General features: G+C 46.2%; 13 protein-coding genes. 8 read left to right on the top strand and 5 right to left on the bottom strand.

Going from position 1 to position 16429, the window contains the following annotated elements; translation table 11 throughout:
- Positions 1-10 precede the first annotated feature (10 nt).
- The 3 genes from FS628_RS20895 to FS628_RS20885 all read left to right on the top strand — a co-directional run bounded on the left by FS628_RS20895 (position 11) and on the right by FS628_RS20885 (position 4624).
- Entirely contained in the window at positions 11-1864 is a 1854-nt protein-coding gene (locus FS628_RS20895; RefSeq protein ID WP_145324941.1) for a hypothetical protein, read from the top strand.
- A 161-nt stretch (positions 1865-2025) separates the two neighbouring features.
- Positions 2026-3165 carry a 5-methyltetrahydropteroyltriglutamate--homocysteine S-methyltransferase gene (locus FS628_RS20890; protein ID WP_145324940.1) on the top strand — a complete coding sequence of 380 codons (1140 nt, stop codon included), beginning with the start codon at positions 2026-2028 and terminating at the stop codon, positions 3163-3165.
- A gap of 244 nt (positions 3166-3409) precedes the next feature.
- Positions 3410-4624, top strand: a complete 1215-nt coding sequence (locus FS628_RS20885) for a sensor histidine kinase (protein WP_145324939.1) — start codon at positions 3410-3412, stop codon at positions 4622-4624.
- A 63-nt stretch (positions 4625-4687) separates the two neighbouring features.
- Here the strand turns inward: FS628_RS20885 and FS628_RS20880 are convergent, their stop codons facing one another.
- The 4 genes from FS628_RS20880 to FS628_RS20865 are packed head-to-tail and all read right to left on the bottom strand — an operon-like array spanning position 4688 to position 8631.
- The gene (locus FS628_RS20880) at positions 4688-5488 is read right to left on the bottom strand and encodes an ABC transporter ATP-binding protein (RefSeq protein ID WP_145324938.1); all 801 of its coding nucleotides are present in this window, start codon (positions 5486-5488) and stop codon (positions 4688-4690) included.
- Positions 5488-6519 (bottom strand): FecCD family ABC transporter permease, encoded by a 1032-nt coding sequence (locus FS628_RS20875; protein ID WP_145324937.1) that lies wholly within the window; start codon positions 6517-6519, stop codon positions 5488-5490. The genes FS628_RS20880 and FS628_RS20875 overlap by 1 nt, the downstream gene beginning before the upstream one ends.
- Positions 6516-7556, bottom strand: coding sequence for a FecCD family ABC transporter permease (locus FS628_RS20870; RefSeq protein WP_145324936.1), 1041 nt, complete (start codon positions 7554-7556; stop codon positions 6516-6518). The genes FS628_RS20875 and FS628_RS20870 overlap by 4 nt, the downstream gene beginning before the upstream one ends.
- A complete protein-coding gene (locus tag FS628_RS20865) occupies positions 7549-8631 on the bottom strand; it encodes an iron-siderophore ABC transporter substrate-binding protein (protein WP_145324935.1) in 1083 nt (360 codons plus the stop codon). The genes FS628_RS20870 and FS628_RS20865 overlap by 8 nt, the downstream gene beginning before the upstream one ends.
- A gap of 360 nt (positions 8632-8991) precedes the next feature.
- Here FS628_RS20865 and FS628_RS20860 point away from each other — a divergent pair, with 360 nt between their 5' ends.
- On the top strand, positions 8992-9753 hold the full coding sequence (locus tag FS628_RS20860) for a leucine-rich repeat domain-containing protein (RefSeq protein WP_145324934.1): 762 nt from the start codon (positions 8992-8994) through the stop codon (positions 9751-9753).
- A 155-nt stretch (positions 9754-9908) separates the two neighbouring features.
- Here the strand turns inward: FS628_RS20860 and FS628_RS20855 are convergent, their stop codons facing one another.
- Positions 9909-11000: a GntR family transcriptional regulator gene (locus FS628_RS20855; protein ID WP_145325027.1), complete on the bottom strand. Its 1092-nt coding sequence runs from the start codon at positions 10998-11000 to the stop codon at positions 9909-9911.
- Between the two features lie 433 nt (positions 11001-11433).
- On the opposite strand from FS628_RS20855, the gene FS628_RS20850 reads away from it, so the two are divergent.
- From FS628_RS20850 to FS628_RS20835, 4 genes are all read left to right on the top strand, one after another.
- Positions 11434-13050: a xylulokinase gene (locus tag FS628_RS20850; RefSeq protein WP_145324933.1), complete on the top strand. Its 1617-nt coding sequence runs from the start codon at positions 11434-11436 to the stop codon at positions 13048-13050.
- Between the two features lies 1 nt (position 13051).
- Positions 13052-13747: an L-ribulose-5-phosphate 4-epimerase gene (locus tag FS628_RS20845; RefSeq protein ID WP_036611813.1), complete on the top strand. Its 696-nt coding sequence runs from the start codon at positions 13052-13054 to the stop codon at positions 13745-13747.
- Positions 13748-14019: 272 nt separating this feature from the next.
- The gene (gene araA, locus FS628_RS20840) at positions 14020-15444 is read left to right on the top strand and encodes an L-arabinose isomerase (protein ID WP_145324932.1); all 1425 of its coding nucleotides are present in this window, start codon (positions 14020-14022) and stop codon (positions 15442-15444) included.
- Positions 15445-15601: 157 nt separating this feature from the next.
- Entirely contained in the window at positions 15602-16372 is a 771-nt protein-coding gene (locus FS628_RS20835) for an AAC(3) family N-acetyltransferase (protein WP_145324931.1), read from the top strand.
- The last annotated feature ends 57 nt before the right edge of the window (positions 16373-16429 follow it).

Raw genomic sequence — 16429 nt, 5'->3', positions numbered from 1 at the left:
AGAGATAGAGATGCTCATTGTGCTTCAACTAGTGATGGGAGTTTTATTGATATTCTCCTTTCTTGGCTATATGCAGTTTGTACGGAAGGCACTTTCCCTACGTTGGGAGTTCATCCCTGTATTTGTGTGTTCCTCGGTTGCGTGTCTTATTTTTCTTAGTGGTTTGGCAGGGCAGCTCTTTACGGGCAGCCTTGTCATTCTGATTGTAGGTGTGCTTTTGTATGGAGGAATGTTGCTTCTCGGATTACGCAGAGGAACTTCCTTTCGCTTGTCTTTTTCCTTATTCCAGTTTTCATTTCTAGCAGGGACGTTTGTTTTCTTGCTGGTACTCTTTCAGAACCAGTTAACACACTACGATAATTTTTCCCACTGGGCTATCGTATTGAAGCAGATGTTGAGCACAGATGCTTTTCCGACGCCAGACTCCAGCCTAATTGATTTTAAAAACTATCCGCTGGGGACTTCGTCATTTATTTATTATGTCTGTCGCTTCATGGGGCATTCCCAGTCCGTGATGCTTTTGGCACAAGGTCTGCTTATCTTTTCCTGCTTTTATGCCATGTTTGGCATCGTTTCGGAGAAGAAACGCTTTCTTCTGTACGCTTTTCTCGGACTTGGGTTATCTACACTTTCATTTTTCAACCTTACGATTCGGATCACCAACTTACTTGTAGACTTCTTGCTTCCGATCTACGCGCTTGCCATCCTGGCAGTCGTATACCAGTATCGTAATGAGATAAAAAAAGCATGTATTGTTGTTCTCCCGCTTGCAGGATTGCTGACCATTATCAAAAGCATAGGGGTTATTTTCGCAGCCATCGGTCTTATCTTCCTGGTATATACGTGGCTAAAGCAGGGGCAAAAGTTCAGTTGGAAAACGGCGCTCGCTGTGGTAGGCACGATCTGTGGAGCACTGATTCCTTACTTCGGCTGGAGCTGGCGAATGGCGACGGTATTCCAAGGGATTGATAACAAGTTCGATGTAGCTACCACGGGGATTCAGGCCGGCAAGACGTCAGAGCAGATGCGTGAGATTCTATGGCTTTTCTTGAAGTCCAGTACAGATCTGACGACGCGCCCAGTGATCGGAATTGTTCTTTTCCAGCTTATCGCGATCGCAGCTTCGGTATTTGCCGTTGTTGTGCTTAAGAAGAAGTGGAACCTGTGGAAAGCATTGATTGCACTGGATGTTGTACTGTTACTGTACTATGCAGGCATCCTGGCATTGTATCTCTTCTCCATGCCACTGGATGAGGCGATTGTCCTGGCTGGGTTCGAGCGTTATGCATCAAGTATCGTGGTGCTGTTCGCCGGTGGGCTGGTGTTGTGTGCTGCAATCGATCTGGAGCGTTCATTCCACTATAGGATTGGTGAAGTCCCTGATTATCAAGCCTTTAAGACGGTTGAGTCAAAGGGTCACTATCAAAAGGGGATTATCGGTTGTATGGCGGTTGCTGCCACGATTCTTTTGTCTGAATACAATGGTATCGTCTCCATAGCCCAAAGCTATGATACAACGCTCCCTTACAAGATTCATGCGGTTACTGGTGATCGGTGGTACCAGGGAGGGCAGGAGGATACTAACAGATATCTCTTCTATGCTTCAGATAGGGACCAGCAGGTCACGAACTATTACATGCAATATGTAGGAAAGTATTTCTTGTATGCTCCACATGTGGACGGGATCGTGTTGTTCTATGAGGACAATATGGACAACCTGTTGAGCGGCTACGATTATCTGGTGGTCGTCGAGACGGATCTTAACGCCAAGTGGTTGCTGAAAAAGCATTATGGCATCGACATGCAAGAGGGTATCTACAAAATCACCCGCTCCGGGGATAAGATCGTTCTTACTTTGACGTGAGATCGTAGGGGTTGAAGTTCTGTTAAGGTCAACATAGAGTCTCCTTAAATGTAGCCCGTTATAGCTAAAACCTATAACGGGCTATAGCTCTTTCGTAGAACGGTAAATCCGATCGGATATGTTATATTTAATTCTATAATGATAAACGGGGAGATTAACTTATGAGCATACAAACCGAACCTAAACAACGAACCGTCACTCCATTTCGATATGATATTGTTGGCAGTTTCTTGCGCCCAAGTGCGCTGAAAGATGCCAGATTAAAATACCAGAACGGCGAAATCACCACGGAACAGTTGAAAGAAGTAGAGAACGCCGAGATTGTGAAACTCGTACAAAAACAAAAAGAGGTTGGCCTTCAAGCTGTAACTGATGGCGAATTCCGCCGCTCTTGGTGGCATCTGGACTTCTTCTGGGGACTGGATGGCGTAGAGCGGACAATCATTGATGAAGGCTATCGATTCAACGGTGCAACATCCAGACCGGAGACAGCTCGTCTGACTGGCAAAATTGGCTACAGCAATCACCCATTTGTAGCACATTATGCTTTCTTGAAAGATACGGCAGGCAATGACGTTGTTGCCCGTCAATCCATCCCAGCGGCCGCACAGTTCCTGTTCGAATTGGACCGGGCCGATAATAAGGAAAGTACACAGGCCGTCTATCCGAATCGCTCAGAGCTTCTTTCGGACATTGCTAAGGCATACAAAGCATCTATCCTGGCCTTCTATGAAGCCGGCTGCCGCAGCATCCAGATTGATGATTGCACATGGGGCGCACTATGTGACCAACAGTTCATCACAGTGATGGAGCAGATTGGCGTCAATGTGGAAGAGTATGCAAACGAACTTGCAAAACTGAACGAAGAAGTGGTATCCGGCCTGCCGGAAGATCTCGTGGTAACGACCCATGTCTGCCGCGGTAACTATGTATCGACATTTGCAGGTGTTGGTGGCGGTTATGAGCCGATTGCGCAGACACTTCTGAGCATCGATAACTACTCTGGTTTCTACCTGGAGTTCGATACAGAACGGGCTGGTGACTTCAAGCCACTTCGTTTCCTGAAGGATAATCAGCAGGTCGTACTCGGACTCTTCTCTTCCAAATTCGGAGAGCTGGAGAACAAGGAAGATATCCTGAAACGGATCGAGGAAGCCAAACAATATGTTGATTTGGATCGAATCTGCCTGAGCCCACAATGCGGTTTCGCTTCCACGGAAGAAGGCAACCATCTGACCGAGGAACAACAATGGCGCAAGCTTGCGTTCATTAAGGAAATTGCCGAAGAGCTCTGGAAGTAAGGAAGTAAGGAAATAACATTCGCATCTTCGATTGTCAGTAATCATATGTTATGCATGAACAAAAACAACTCTAAATAGCCGTACGGACATCATCCGTATGGCTTTTCATTGTAATCTTTTTTCGAAGTGAACGTTAATATATACTATCATCATACGCGTAACATTTTGCTCAGAGCCGATAGTATGCAGGTCGTCAAATAAGATACAATGATACTGTAGAAATCCATTTAAAAGTGGTGAATTCATGAAAGAATTGCACAGTCAGATGAATCGGAAAACGTATTATATTTCAATGCTAGCGATTATTGCTCTGATGTTATCCGGATTAATCCTGTCCACGACAGAATTGAGCGGGATTACCGTGGGTTATATGATCCACTGCCTATGCGTATCCGTTCTCGCCGTAGGTTTATTGATATACCCCAAGTTTGAGACGTTTCCCTTCAGATTGAGCATCATTCTGATCGGATTTGCATACTTCTATACGCTTGCTATTTTATATCCCCAGTCTTGGACAACCTACATTCTCATATGTCTACTTCCAGCCCTCGCCATCCTGTTCTATGATCTGAAATTATTTTATTTCTCGTTAATTCTCAATGGAATATTGCTCCTCATTACGTTTGGTTACAATCTTCTGTATAACCAAGGGAATGATTATGCATATATACATACAGATGTGGTAGGCAATTTTATCAATATTATGGGGAGTCAGGTCATTATATTTCTTATTTTTCATCTGACCTTTACTCGAATGAAAAAGCAGGAACTTTATTTTGAGCAACTACAACAATCAGAGCGTTTGAAGATGATCGCTCATCTAACAGCTGCTGTTGCCCATGAGATTCGTAATCCAGTGACCGTGGTGCGAGGTTTTTTGCAGCTATATCGAGAAGATCACTCATTTGAGCAGCGGGTGAGGAATAAGTTTGCCTTAATGATTGATGAATTGAATACCGTAGAGCAGGTGACCTCGCAATTTCTGACCCTTGCCAAACCCAATAAAGAACTGAGACCGGAGAAGCTCGATGTGAGGGAGGTCCTTGAAGGTGTGACGGGTCTGCTCAGCTCCTATGCGATGTTGTCGGACAAACATATGGATGTGCAGGTGGATGAGGATTGCATAATTCTCATTAATACAATTGAGTTCAAGCAGTTGCTGATCAATCTTATCAAAAATGCACTTGAAGCTTCGGATGCGGGTACAACCGTCCAAGTAACAGCGAAGCGAGTGAAGCAATGGGTAGAGATAAGAATCTCGGATCAGGGAAGCGGCATGACAGAGGAAGAGGTGAAGTCACTGGGGACTCCGTTTTATTCATTGAAAACAAATGGGACGGGGCTTGGATTAATGATCTGCTATAATATCGTGGAAAAGTATGAGGGAACGATCGAATATCACAGCGCAAAAGGTCAGGGGACCTCGGTGACGATTCGCTTTGTAGCTAGAACGGATTAGGCATAAAAATAAGATAGCGACAGTTAGGACAAAAGGATCTTTGTCGCAACTGCCGCTATTCGTCTATCTCGCATGATATCGCCCTTTGGGCACCACCATCGGTGATCCTGAAACGGGATCTTCAATGACCGTACATTCCAATCCAAAAATGTCTTTCACTTGTGGTGCAGTTATTACCTCTGCAGGTTTACCCTCAGCCACAAGCTTTCCGGTATGAAGCGCAAAGATATGATCCGCATATCGCGCCGATAAGTTGATATCGTGCAGTACCATCACAATGGTCGTTCCGTGTTTGCGATTCAGTTCGGTAAGCAGGTCCAGAATCTCAACTTGATACGTGATATCCAAGAAGGTCGTAGGCTCATCGAGAAAAAGGATATCTGTCTGTTGCGCCAGCGCCATGGCAATCCACACACGCTGTCGTTGGCCGCCTGAAAGTTCATCAATATTGTGATTGGCAAACTCGGTGATGTTCATGATGGTCATGGCTTCAGCGACAGCCTCATAATCCTTCTTGGTCCAGCCACTGAACAAGGATTGGTGTGGGAACCTTCCACGACCCACCAGATCCGCTACCGAAATACCTTCTGGAACAATGGGAGACTGCGGAAGTAACCCGATTACACGAGCCAATTGCTTGGGCGGGATTTTGCCAATGGCTTTGCCGTCCAGCGTAATGCTGCCGGATGTAGGTTTAATGAGTCTGGCCATCGTTTTCAAAAGGGTAGACTTACCGCAGCCGTTAGAGCCAATAATGACGCTAATTTTATTACTTGGTATAACAATGTCCACACCGTGGATAATCGTTTTATTTTCATATCCCGCAACGAGTTGTTTCGCTTCAAATACATGTGTCGGTTTCATTATAACTCCCCCTTACGATTCATTCGGATTAACAGGAAGATCAGATACGGTGCTCCGAGTAATCCGGTAATGACGCCTACGGGGAATCTGTACTCAAAAGCAAACTGTCCGATGAGGTCGGAGGCCAGAACCAGATTAACGCCAACCAAACCTGCCGGGATGATGTTCGAGGAGCCAACACCTACGAGCCTCTTTGCGATAGGTCCCGCAAGGAAGGAGACAAAGGCGATCGGACCTGTAGTCGCGGTAGCAATGGCAACCATGCAGACGGAACTCACAATAAGTGCAATTCTGGTTTTGTCCGTATCCACACCTAGTGAGAATGCCGATTGTTCTCCGAGTTCCAATATACTGAGGTGTTTGCCCAACATCATGATGATAGGTGTGCAGATCAGTACGGTAATCACGAGAGGTGGTAGTGCACTCATCTGAGAACCGTTCAGACTGCCTGTGAGCCATCGGATTGCAGCTGGAATATCCTTTTCAGAACTAACCAGTAGGAGATAGGAGATTACTGCATCAAGCATAGCTTGAATACCAATCCCGATAAGTATTAACCGTCCGATGGAGAACACTTTTCCTCTGGAAAGTACATATATGAACAATACCGTAGCCAGACCTGCAATCACTGAAGCCAAGGAAACAATGGCTCCGCTTGCATGAAGTACAACAATACAGAACACAGCCGCAGCGCTTGAACCTGACGTAATCCCGATGACATTAGGATTGGCCAGCGGGTTCCGCAACATGGTTTGGAAGGTATAACCTGCAATACCGAAGGCAAATCCGGCAAAGAGACCTGTGAGCATTCTTGGTAGACGTATCGTATTCACGGCAAAAGACACACCTTTGATCTTCTCTCCCGCAAGGGAGCTGATGACATCTTTAACCGGATAGATTGTGTTGCCGAGTAAAAGCATGGCGCAGCAAAGAGCACATGCAAGTATGGCAAGGAGACTGGTGACAAGTATCCAGCGGCGACGTCGATGACGTCTGCCCGCCATAATAAATTCAATCGATTGATCTCTCATAATGAACGCACTTTCGATCGCATCGCGAGGATGATTAGTATTGGAGCCCCTATAAAGGCAGTAACGACACCGACTTCAAGCTCCCCAGGGTTGCTGATGAGTCTGCCACCGACATCAGATATCGTTAGAATGATCGCTCCAGCTACCGCTGACATGGGTATGACAAAACGTAAGTCAGGACCCAGTATAAGGCGTATGACGTGTGTAGATAACAATCCGATGAAACCAATAGGCCCAGCAAGTGCAGTAGCTGCACCACACAACAAAACCCCTGCAAGAGCCGCAATGAATCGAAGTGTACCTGTGCGAACACCGAGTCCTGTCGCAACATCGTCACCCAGGGCCAGCGCGTTCAGGGCAGGCGCTGTCAGAAACGCGATGAGGACGCCGATGACCAGGAAGGGGATGAACGTACTGATTCCACTCCAGGTTGCCGAGCCTACGCTGCCCACTTGCCAGAACCTGAACTGGTCCATGACATAGGAGCGAGGGATCATAATGGCGGTGACGAGTGAGGAGAGCGCGGCACTGATGGCCGCTCCGGCCAAAACAAGCTTAATGGGCGTGGCTCCGCCACGCCCCATTGAGCCAATTCCGAATACGAACACAGCTGTTATTGCAGCTCCAGCTAGTGCCAGCCAGATATATTGATTGGCGCTGCTGATGTTCAGGAATGCAATACCCATCACCACAAACAGGGATGCCCCTGTATTGACGCCCAATATGCTTGGGTCGGCAAGCGGGTTCCGGGTAACGGCTTGCATAAGTGCTCCTGACACGCCGAGTGCTACTCCGCATAACAAACTGAAGACCGTTCGGGAGATCCGTTTGCGCACGATGTTTGCCCCATATGAGTCTACCTCTGGGTGAAATAATCCGTCGATTAACTCATGAAACCTCACGGGTCTAGAACCAAAGACCAGTGAGGCAATCATAGTTGCAGCGAGCAGAATAAAACAAATGACTAACACCAAGATGAAGTTCTTGGGGACATGTGCTCGTATTCGATTATCATTCGAAAGCGATGTACTATTCATTGATCTTGTCGATGGCTCCACTAATCAATTTCAGGTAATCATCGATAGTATAAGAGATGGAAAGTGGGTTTGGCGTTCCAGCAGCAACCAAAGGTGTGTCTGCTTCAATGAATGCTACGGAACCACGTTTAACCGCAGGGATTTTACCTAGCAGCGGATCAGCCTGAATGGCTTTCAACAACTCGGCATTACCATATCCAACAATAATATCTGCATCATTAAGGGCTTCAGCATTCTCTGCACTTAAGCTCAGGGAGTAGCTGTTAGGGTCTGTAATTTGGCTAGTGATACTCTCTGGAACAACCAACCCTAGCTCACCAAGGAAGGCCACGCGTGAATCTACAGGTGTATAGATATGAAGTTTGGACATGTCTTCAGCGGAGAAGTTAACCCAAACCACTTTTTTGTCTTTGATCTGAGGATATGCGGCTAATTTTTCGTTGACCATAGCCTCCGTATCTTTGATCAATTGCTCACCTTCTGCTTCCATACCCATACCCTTCGCATTGAAAGTAACCTGCTCACGCCATGTTGTTGCCCATGGAGCCGTTGGATAGGCTACAACTGGAGCAATTTCACTAAGAAGATCGTAGTCTTCCTGCGTGATACCGGAGTATGCTGCAAGAATAACATCCGGATTGGAATCGGAAATCGCTTCAAAATCAAGTCCGTCTGTATCTTGGAAAACGTTCGGGTCTGTTACACCGAGTTCATCGAGTTTCTTAGCTGTCCAAGGCAACAGTCCGCTGTCGTCCTGAACACCGAAGTTAGCTGCCGAAAAGCCTACAGGAACTTGTCCAAGCGCGAGAACGACATCTTGGTTCGCCCATTGTACAGTAGCTACACGCTCAGGCTTTTTCTCAATAACCGTTTCACCCAAAGCATGCTTGATTGTAATTGGATATCCGGCATTCTCATCTGTAGCGGCTGGTGTTTCTGTAGCTGGAGTTGCCGAATCACTTGCAGCAGGAGTTGCTGCTGGCTCAGCTGTTTGGTTGCCACAACCTACCAATGCCAAGATGAAGACCAGTGATAGAAGTAATGTTGTTAAGGAAAGCTTTCTCTTTGTGTTCATGTGTTTCCCCTTCCTGAATCTTAAAATATATTTGGTGGTGCTGAATATCCGAATTGATCCATTACATCCATGGGGATGTGAACAAGTAGGTATATAAAACGTTTTATATACCTGATAATGATTATCAACATCAATAAATATATCTTTTTATCAAAGAGAGTGTCAATGAAAAAATTGTAAAGGCTCATATCATATTAGGGTTATATTTCTTGGGGGGAAGTATTCCATTATCCGTTTTAAATGAAAAGTTGTAGGGTGAGAGTAGTAGGGACTCTATTAAATAGGGATAAACATATTATCAATGTATTACATTCCAGATCATGGTATATTTCTAGTATTAAATAATTAAGGAGATTCTATATGCATAATCAATTCATAAAAAAGTTGATCGTACTTTGTTTGGTTTTTGTACTATTACCGTCCACTATTATCTCGGCTGCATCGCTTATCAAAGACCCGGTCCTGGCCAAAGTTATTCGAACAGATTTGAAGCTGTCGGCTAAGAAGGAAATAAAGGCTGGCGATTTGAAAAAATTAAAATCCATATATGCTATGGAAACGAAAAATAAGATTTCTAACCTGCAAGGTCTTGAACATGCCATTAATTTGCAGGATTTATTCTTACCTGGGCAAGGTATAAAAAATATTAAACCACTCCACAAGTTAAAGAAATTGACGTTCTTAGCTGTTGAAGGCAATCAGATTACAGATATCTCGCCACTTTCAGGTCTGACTAATCTGCAAAATCTGGTTATGGACGATAACAAAATCAAAAGCCTGGCTCCATTAAAAAATATGCATAAGCTGACTAGTCTGCTCGCCAGCGGTAATCAGGTGACCGATCTAAGTCCTCTTCAGAAATTAAAGCTGAAATGGATCATTATGAATGAAAATAAAATTCAGGATCTGACACCTTTAAAAAATCATCCCACCTTGGAGTACCTTTATGTAGAAGATAACCTCATTGAGGATATTGCAGTGCTCGAAACCATTCCACATCTAACAGAGGTATATTTGGCCAACAATCCGTTGAATGAGCATGCAGAGCAGGTTGTGAAAAACTTGGAGAAGAAAGGCGTCGTTGTAAGTTTGGTAAGTGAAGAAGCGGAACAGACGAAGTGAACTCTATTAGAGAAGATGTATATGTAAGAAAAAGTGTAATTCCTCATTATCTTGAACAAGAATAAAGAAGGCCGCAGATGATTCTGACGGCCTTCTTCATGCATGCTGGACAGAAACGCTCGGAAACACCTTGATCGCTCCGTTCCAAACCAATGTTATTCCACTTCGATCTCCTTCACTGTCTCTCCCTCAACCAGCACCGGCTGATAGTAGGTGTTCGTGGGCAGATCCTTTTTGCCTTGCAGATTCTTGATCACCCAGTCGGCAGCATCGCGGCCCATTTGCTCTTGGGGATGGGTTAGCGTTGTTAGCCTTATGTTGGCGTTCTTAGCGATGTACGAATTGTCCTGTCCAATGATGGATAGCTCATCCGGGATCGAAATGCCCAGTTGCCTACAGGCGTGCACGACCTCTAATCCTACCTCATCGTTATAACAGACGATAGCGGTGAGCGAATCCCTGTTTTCGTCCAGATACGCTGCTACATTGGAGGATAACTCTGGTTTTGATGCGGTATCAAAGGAGAGTACTTGCTCAGGATGGAACCGTAACTTCGCTTCACCGAGTGCCTTGATATACCCCTTCATCCGGTACTTACCTTGCAAATCATCCATTTTCGCAATAATGCCGATCTGGGTATGGCCTTTGCCGATTAATTCCCGAGTGGCAAGATAACTGGATTGCACGTCATCCAGACAGAAGAACGGAACCTCTAGCTCCTCATAGAACGCATTAATCATCGTAAACGGCACATCCTGCTCCTTGAACGACAGGTAGTATGCAATATTGGGATTATACAGATTACTTTTGGTTGGTTCGACGATCAGTCCATCCACGCCGTAGGAGAGCATCATTTCGAGGGCTTTTTTCTCCTGCGCTACATCATTATTGGTGCTGGCCAGCAGTAACGAGTAGTTGTCCTCATTCAGACGACTCTCGATGCCGCGAATAATGGAAGGGAAGATGTAATCCGAGATGTATGTCGTGATCACACCGATCGTTTTCTTCGACGTATGGCCGCCTGATCGTGATCGGTACTGGTTACTAACGTAAGTTCCTGACCCCTTTTCGCTTCGTAAAAACCCTTCGTTTGATAACTCCAAAATGGCTTTCCGCACCGTTTGGCGACTTACTTTGTAGCTGTCCTGTAATGCCGACTCCGTAGGAATCTGTTCACCTATGCTATATGTCCCCGAGAGGATATGACTCTTTATATCATCAATGATGACCTGGTATTTTGGCTTCACGTAGTCCACTTCTTTCATCGTTACTCATCTATATCAACGTTGTTGTTCAAATAGTTGTACGTACATATTTTAGCATGATTCAGATGGGATGAAAATAATACCGAACATTTTTCGAAATAAACCGTACATATTCGGACTTTTTGCATAGATGTGTACCTTACAGCATAGCCATTTTATAGCCATATAAGTCCTTTTAATGATCAAATAGAGCACAATATGTGTCATTTGTAAGCATAAATATTATATATTATTGACAAATGTACGTACAAAAAATATACTAAGGCTGTCAGAAAAGGAAAGCGCATTCTTTGAAAACACAACAGGAAGCATTTATACAAAATTCATGATTAGCTATCGCCATAAGTAAGAGCTTCACCTTATATATGCATCCTTTGGGATGTGAAATCGTGACCGGAGAGGGGAACACGTGATTATGAGTCAATTGGACTTGAAAGAAGCCATTACCAAGGGTGCTACTTCACTTGGAATTGAATTTGGTTCAACGCGGATTAAGGCGGTATTGATTGATGAGCGTTTTGAAACCATCGCGTCAGGCAGTTATGAGTGGGAGAACCTTCTGAAAGATGGATATTGGACGTACAACCAGGAGGATATCATCACTGGTTTGCAAGCGGCTTATCGTGAGATGAAGCAAGATGTGGAACAGAAATACGGTATTACGCTGCGAACGGTTGGTTCTATCGGATTCTCGGCCATGATGCACGGATATATTGCGTTGGATAGCGCTGGCGAACTGCTGGTACCTTTCCGCACCTGGCGTAATGCTACTACAGGAGCAGCTGCAAGAGAGCTAACGGATCTTCTGCAATTCAATATTCCTGAACGCTGGAGCATCGCCCACTTGTACCAAGCGATTTTGAACGAAGAGGCGCATGTGCCACAGATCGATCACCTGACAACCTTGGCTGGATACATCCACTGGTTGCTGACGGGCAATAAGGCGATTGGGATCGGCGATGCTTCTGGCATTTTCCCAATTGACGAGTCTACGCATAATTACCACCCATCCATGATCCAACAGTTCGACGAACAGATTGCAGGCAAAGGTTATCCGTGGAAAGTCGAGGATCTTCTTCCCAAGGTATATCTTGCTGGTGAGAATGCAGGTGAGTTAACGGAAGCGGGAGCCAAGTTGCTCGACCCTTCACAAGATCTGCAAGCAGGCATTCCGCTTTGCCCGCCAGAAGGCGATGCCGGAACGGGTATGGTGGCAACGAATAGCGTGAGAAAACGTACGGGGAACATCTCCGTCGGCACATCCGTATTTGCGATGATCGTACTGGAGAAGGAATTATCCAAAGTGTATCCCGAGATCGATATGGTCACCACGCCGGATGGTAGCCCAGTAGGGATGGTGCATGCCAACAACTGTTCCAGTGATATCAACGCATGGGTTGGGTTGTTCCGTGAATTCTCTCAAGCGATGGGATATGAAGTGGATAACGGCAAGTTGTTTAGCGTGTTGTTTAACAAGGCTTTGGAGGCAGACCCTGATGGTGGCGGCTTGCTCAGCTACGGTTACTACTCAGGTGAGAACGTTACGGGACTTGAGAAAGGCCGTCCATTGTTCGTCCGCTCCCCGGAAAGCAATTTCAATCTGGCAAACTTCATGCGGACACATCTGTTCAGTGCCTTCGGTGCACTCAAGCTGGGTATGGACATTTTGACGGAAGAAGAGAATGTAGCCATTGACAGCATTTTGGCTCACGGTGGCCTGTTCAAGACCCCTGTCGTTGGACAACGGATTGTAGCCGCTGCGATGAACGTGCCGGTGTCGGTGATGTCTACCGCTGGTGAAGGCGGCGCATGGGGAATGGCACTTCTGGCTTCGTACATGATCAACAAGGATCAAGAGGAGAGCCTGGATGTGTTCCTGGAGCAGAAAGTCTTTAACGATGTTGAGGGAGTCGAAGTGGCACCGGATGCATCGGATGTGAAAGGGTTTGAAGCATTTATCGAACGCTACCGGAGTGGGCTCACAATTGAGCAGGCAGCTGTAGATCATCTGGTAGAGAACGGGAGGGAATAACATGTTAGAACAACTGAAAGAAGAAGTATTCCAGGCGAATCTGGAACTGCCAAAGCACGGACTTGTAAAATTCACATGGGGTAATGTCAGTGCAATCGATCGGGAAAGCGGTCTGTTCGTGATCAAACCAAGTGGCGTCAGTTACGATACGATGAAAGCAAGCGACATGGTTGTGGTCGATCTGGACGGTAACGTCGTAGAAGGTGAGATGAGACCTTCCTCGGATACCGCAACACATGCCGTACTATATAAGCATTACTCGGAGATTGGTGGCATCGTGCACACACACTCCACGTGGGCGACCATCTGGGCGCAAGCCGGACTGGATGTACCTGTGATGGGAACAACACATGCGGACACGTTCTACGGGGCGGTGCCTTGTGCACGTTTCCTGAACCAGGACGAGGTTGATCGCGGATACGAAGCGGAGACAGGGCGCGTCATTATTGAAACGTTTGAACAGCGTGGAATTGATGTTATGGCTGTTCCAGCAGTATTGCTCCATGGTCATGCACCGTTTACGTGGGGGAAAGATGCCAAGTCTGCGGTGGTGAACAGTGTCGTACTGGAGGAAGTGTGCAAAATGAACCTGTACGCGCGGCAATTAAATAACTTCGCGAAAGAACTGCCACAAGGCATTTTGGATAAACACTATCTGCGAAAACACGGAAAAGACGCGTATTACGGACAGAAGTAATTAAGTTATAACAGTGACTGGAAGCATGTTTTGGCTTCCAAGTGGTTTAGTGTGGAAATGATTTGTTCAACTATACTTTTTACACGATAACGGAGAAGACAGAAGAAAGCTGGAGAAGCGGAGCGTTCGCGTTTATCACAGGATTTTCCCTATAAAAAAGGGAATCAAAAAAATCCGGGGATAACCAGCGATCGAAAGATTATTCTGGCTGCGCAGTGTGCCAGTGTAAACCCATTTGTTCAACTATAAAATAATGAAATGAGGATGATTATATGTCAGCAACAGCAGCAAAAGAATTCTGGTTTGTGGTCGGTTCACAGCACTTGTACGGAGAAGAAGCACTGGGCGAAGTAAAAGCCAATGCACAGAAAATCACGGATGCCCTTAATGCAAGTGGTGTACTGCCGTACCCACTCGTATTGCAGGATCTGGCGGTAAGCGCAGATAAAATCACGAGCACGATGAAGGAAGTCAATTATCGCGACGAAGTAGCAGGTGTCATCACATGGATGCATACATTCTCCCCAGCGAAAATGTGGATTCGTGGTACGAAATTGCTGCAAAAACCTTTGCTTCACTTGGCAACCCAATTCAATGAAAGCATTCCTTGGGCAACCATCGATATGGATTTCATGAACCTGAACCAAGCGGCGCATGGTGACCGCGAATATGGTTTCATTAATGCTCGTCTGAGAAAACAAAATAAAATCGTTGTTGGCTACTGGGAGCGCCCAGAAGTGCAACAGCAGGTTGCAGACTGGATGGACGTAGCGGTAGCTTATAATGAGAGCTTTAACATCAAAGTTGCTCGCTTCGGTGATAACATGCGCAACGTGGGCGTAACCGAAGGCGATAAAGTGGAAGCACAGATCCAATTCGGATGGACGGTTGATTACTTCGGCATTGGCGACCTCGTGCAATACGTGAACGCTGTAACAGAGCAGGAAATCGATGATTTGATTGCTCAGTATGGAGACCTCTACGAATTCGATTATGGCACGAACAGCAAGGAAGCTTGGGAAGCCAGCGTACGTGTGCAAGCGAGCTATGAAATTGCGATTAAGCGTTTTCTGGACGAAGGTGGTTACAGTGCCTTCACTACGAACTTCGAAGATCTGCATGGTATGAAGCAGCTTCCGGGTCTGGCCGTGCAGCGCCTGATGGCTCAAGGCTACGGATTTGCTGGTGAGGGTGACTGGAAAACAGCTGCGCTGGATCGCTTGCTAAAAATCATGGCCCATAACGAGAACACGGGCTTCATGGAAGACTACACATACGAGATGGCTGCTGGACAGGAGGCTATCCTGCAATCTCACATGCTTGAAGTAGATCCTACACTCGCTAGCACGAAACCGAGAATCATCGTGTCCCCACTGGGTATTGGCGATCGTGAAGATCCGGCACGTCTTGTATTCGACGGCAAAGCAGGCGAAGGTGTCGTGGTATCTATGGCAGACTTCGGTACCCACTACAAACTGCTGATCAATGAAGTATCTGCATTTGAGCCAACCGTTCCAGCGCCTAACCTGCCGGTAGCGCGTGTATTGTGGAGCGTGAAGCCGAACTTCCAGGACGGGGTAAAAGCATGGATCGAAAATGGTGGCGGTCACCATACGGTTGTATCCTTGAACCTGACGACAGATCAGATCGTAACGTATGCGAAGCTTGTGAATCTGGAGTACGTTATTATTAAGTAAAAGTGGATTGGCAGCTACTGCCTGAACTCATACAAATTCTTTCTCTGCGGCCGGGGGTTAACCCTCGGCCCTTTGTTTGTTATGCTATGAAGCATGATGTGCGCTGAATAGGAGTTTTTTTTCATCGACAAGGGATAAGAAATGGAGGACGACAGACATGTACACAAAAGAAAGTTTAATTCAGCAACTAGAGCAGCTCGGTTTGGATGGGCAAGGCACGTTGCTTATTCACTCTTCAATGAAGAGTTTAGGGGAGGTTGAAGGTGGAGCGGACACGGTGTTGGATGCCTTTAGCGACTATATGAAAGAGGGATTGCTGGTGCTTCCCACCCATACATGGTCTACCATTAATGCGGATAACCCATTGTTCCACGTGGAAAATTCTACCTGTTGCGTGGGCATTCTGCCTGAACTTTTTCGTCAACGTCCGGGCGTAGTTCGTTCGTGGCATCCGACGCACTCGGTAGCGGCACTGGGACGGGACGCAGAGACGTTTACGAAGGACGATCATCTCTTCGATACACCGTGTGCGAGAGGTTCGGCATGGGGGAAACTGCTTGATCGGAAAGCGACAATATTGTTAGTAGGCGTTGACTTGAAGCGGAATACGTTTATCCATGGGGTCGAAGAGTGGGTGGACATCCCTGGTAGAATGACGGACGAGCATGAGAAGCTTTATACGGTTTTACCAGATGGAACCCAGATTTCAGTACCGTCCCGCAGACATTGTGGGTTGCCATGGTCGGAGCATTTCTGGAAAGTAGATGAGGTACTGGTTCGCGAAGGTGCGATGCGTAAAGGCAAGCTCGGTGATGCGGTCGTAAGAGTATGTGATGCGGCTAAGACAACAGAGGTAATTACGGAGATGCTCAAGGATAACCCCGATCTATTTACGGATAATCTCCCTCTGGATGAAGTAAACGAATGATGTAAGAGCCGTCCGATAGCCGGATGGCTCAATATGAATCACATGGTAATGTCCCAA

Origin of the sequence: Paenibacillus xylanexedens, from assembly GCF_007676705.1 — a bacterium.
GTDB lineage: Bacteria > Bacillota > Bacilli > Paenibacillales > Paenibacillaceae > Paenibacillus > Paenibacillus xylanexedens_C.
This window is presented reverse-complemented; position numbering and strand designations above follow the sequence as displayed.

Coding starts and splice junctions, on each gene's coding strand:
- FS628_RS20895 (WP_145324941.1), top strand. CDS start 11: ATGCTCATTGTGCTTCAACTAGTGATGGGAGTTTTATTGATATTCTCC.
- FS628_RS20890 (WP_145324940.1), top strand. CDS start 2,026: ATGAGCATACAAACCGAACCTAAACAACGAACCGTCACTCCATTTCGA.
- FS628_RS20885 (WP_145324939.1), top strand. CDS start 3,410: ATGAAAGAATTGCACAGTCAGATGAATCGGAAAACGTATTATATTTCA.
- FS628_RS20880 (WP_145324938.1), bottom strand. CDS start 5,488: ATGAAACCGACACATGTATTTGAAGCGAAACAACTCGTTGCGGGATAT.
- FS628_RS20875 (WP_145324937.1), bottom strand. CDS start 6,519: ATGAGAGATCAATCGATTGAATTTATTATGGCGGGCAGACGTCATCGA.
- FS628_RS20870 (WP_145324936.1), bottom strand. CDS start 7,556: ATGAATAGTACATCGCTTTCGAATGATAATCGAATACGAGCACATGTC.
- FS628_RS20865 (WP_145324935.1), bottom strand. CDS start 8,631: ATGAACACAAAGAGAAAGCTTTCCTTAACAACATTACTTCTATCACTG.
- FS628_RS20860 (WP_145324934.1), top strand. CDS start 8,992: ATGCATAATCAATTCATAAAAAAGTTGATCGTACTTTGTTTGGTTTTT.
- FS628_RS20850 (WP_145324933.1), top strand. CDS start 11,434: ATGAGTCAATTGGACTTGAAAGAAGCCATTACCAAGGGTGCTACTTCA.
- FS628_RS20845 (WP_036611813.1), top strand. CDS start 13,052: ATGTTAGAACAACTGAAAGAAGAAGTATTCCAGGCGAATCTGGAACTG.
- araA (WP_145324932.1), top strand. CDS start 14,020: ATGTCAGCAACAGCAGCAAAAGAATTCTGGTTTGTGGTCGGTTCACAG.
- FS628_RS20835 (WP_145324931.1), top strand. CDS start 15,602: ATGTACACAAAAGAAAGTTTAATTCAGCAACTAGAGCAGCTCGGTTTG.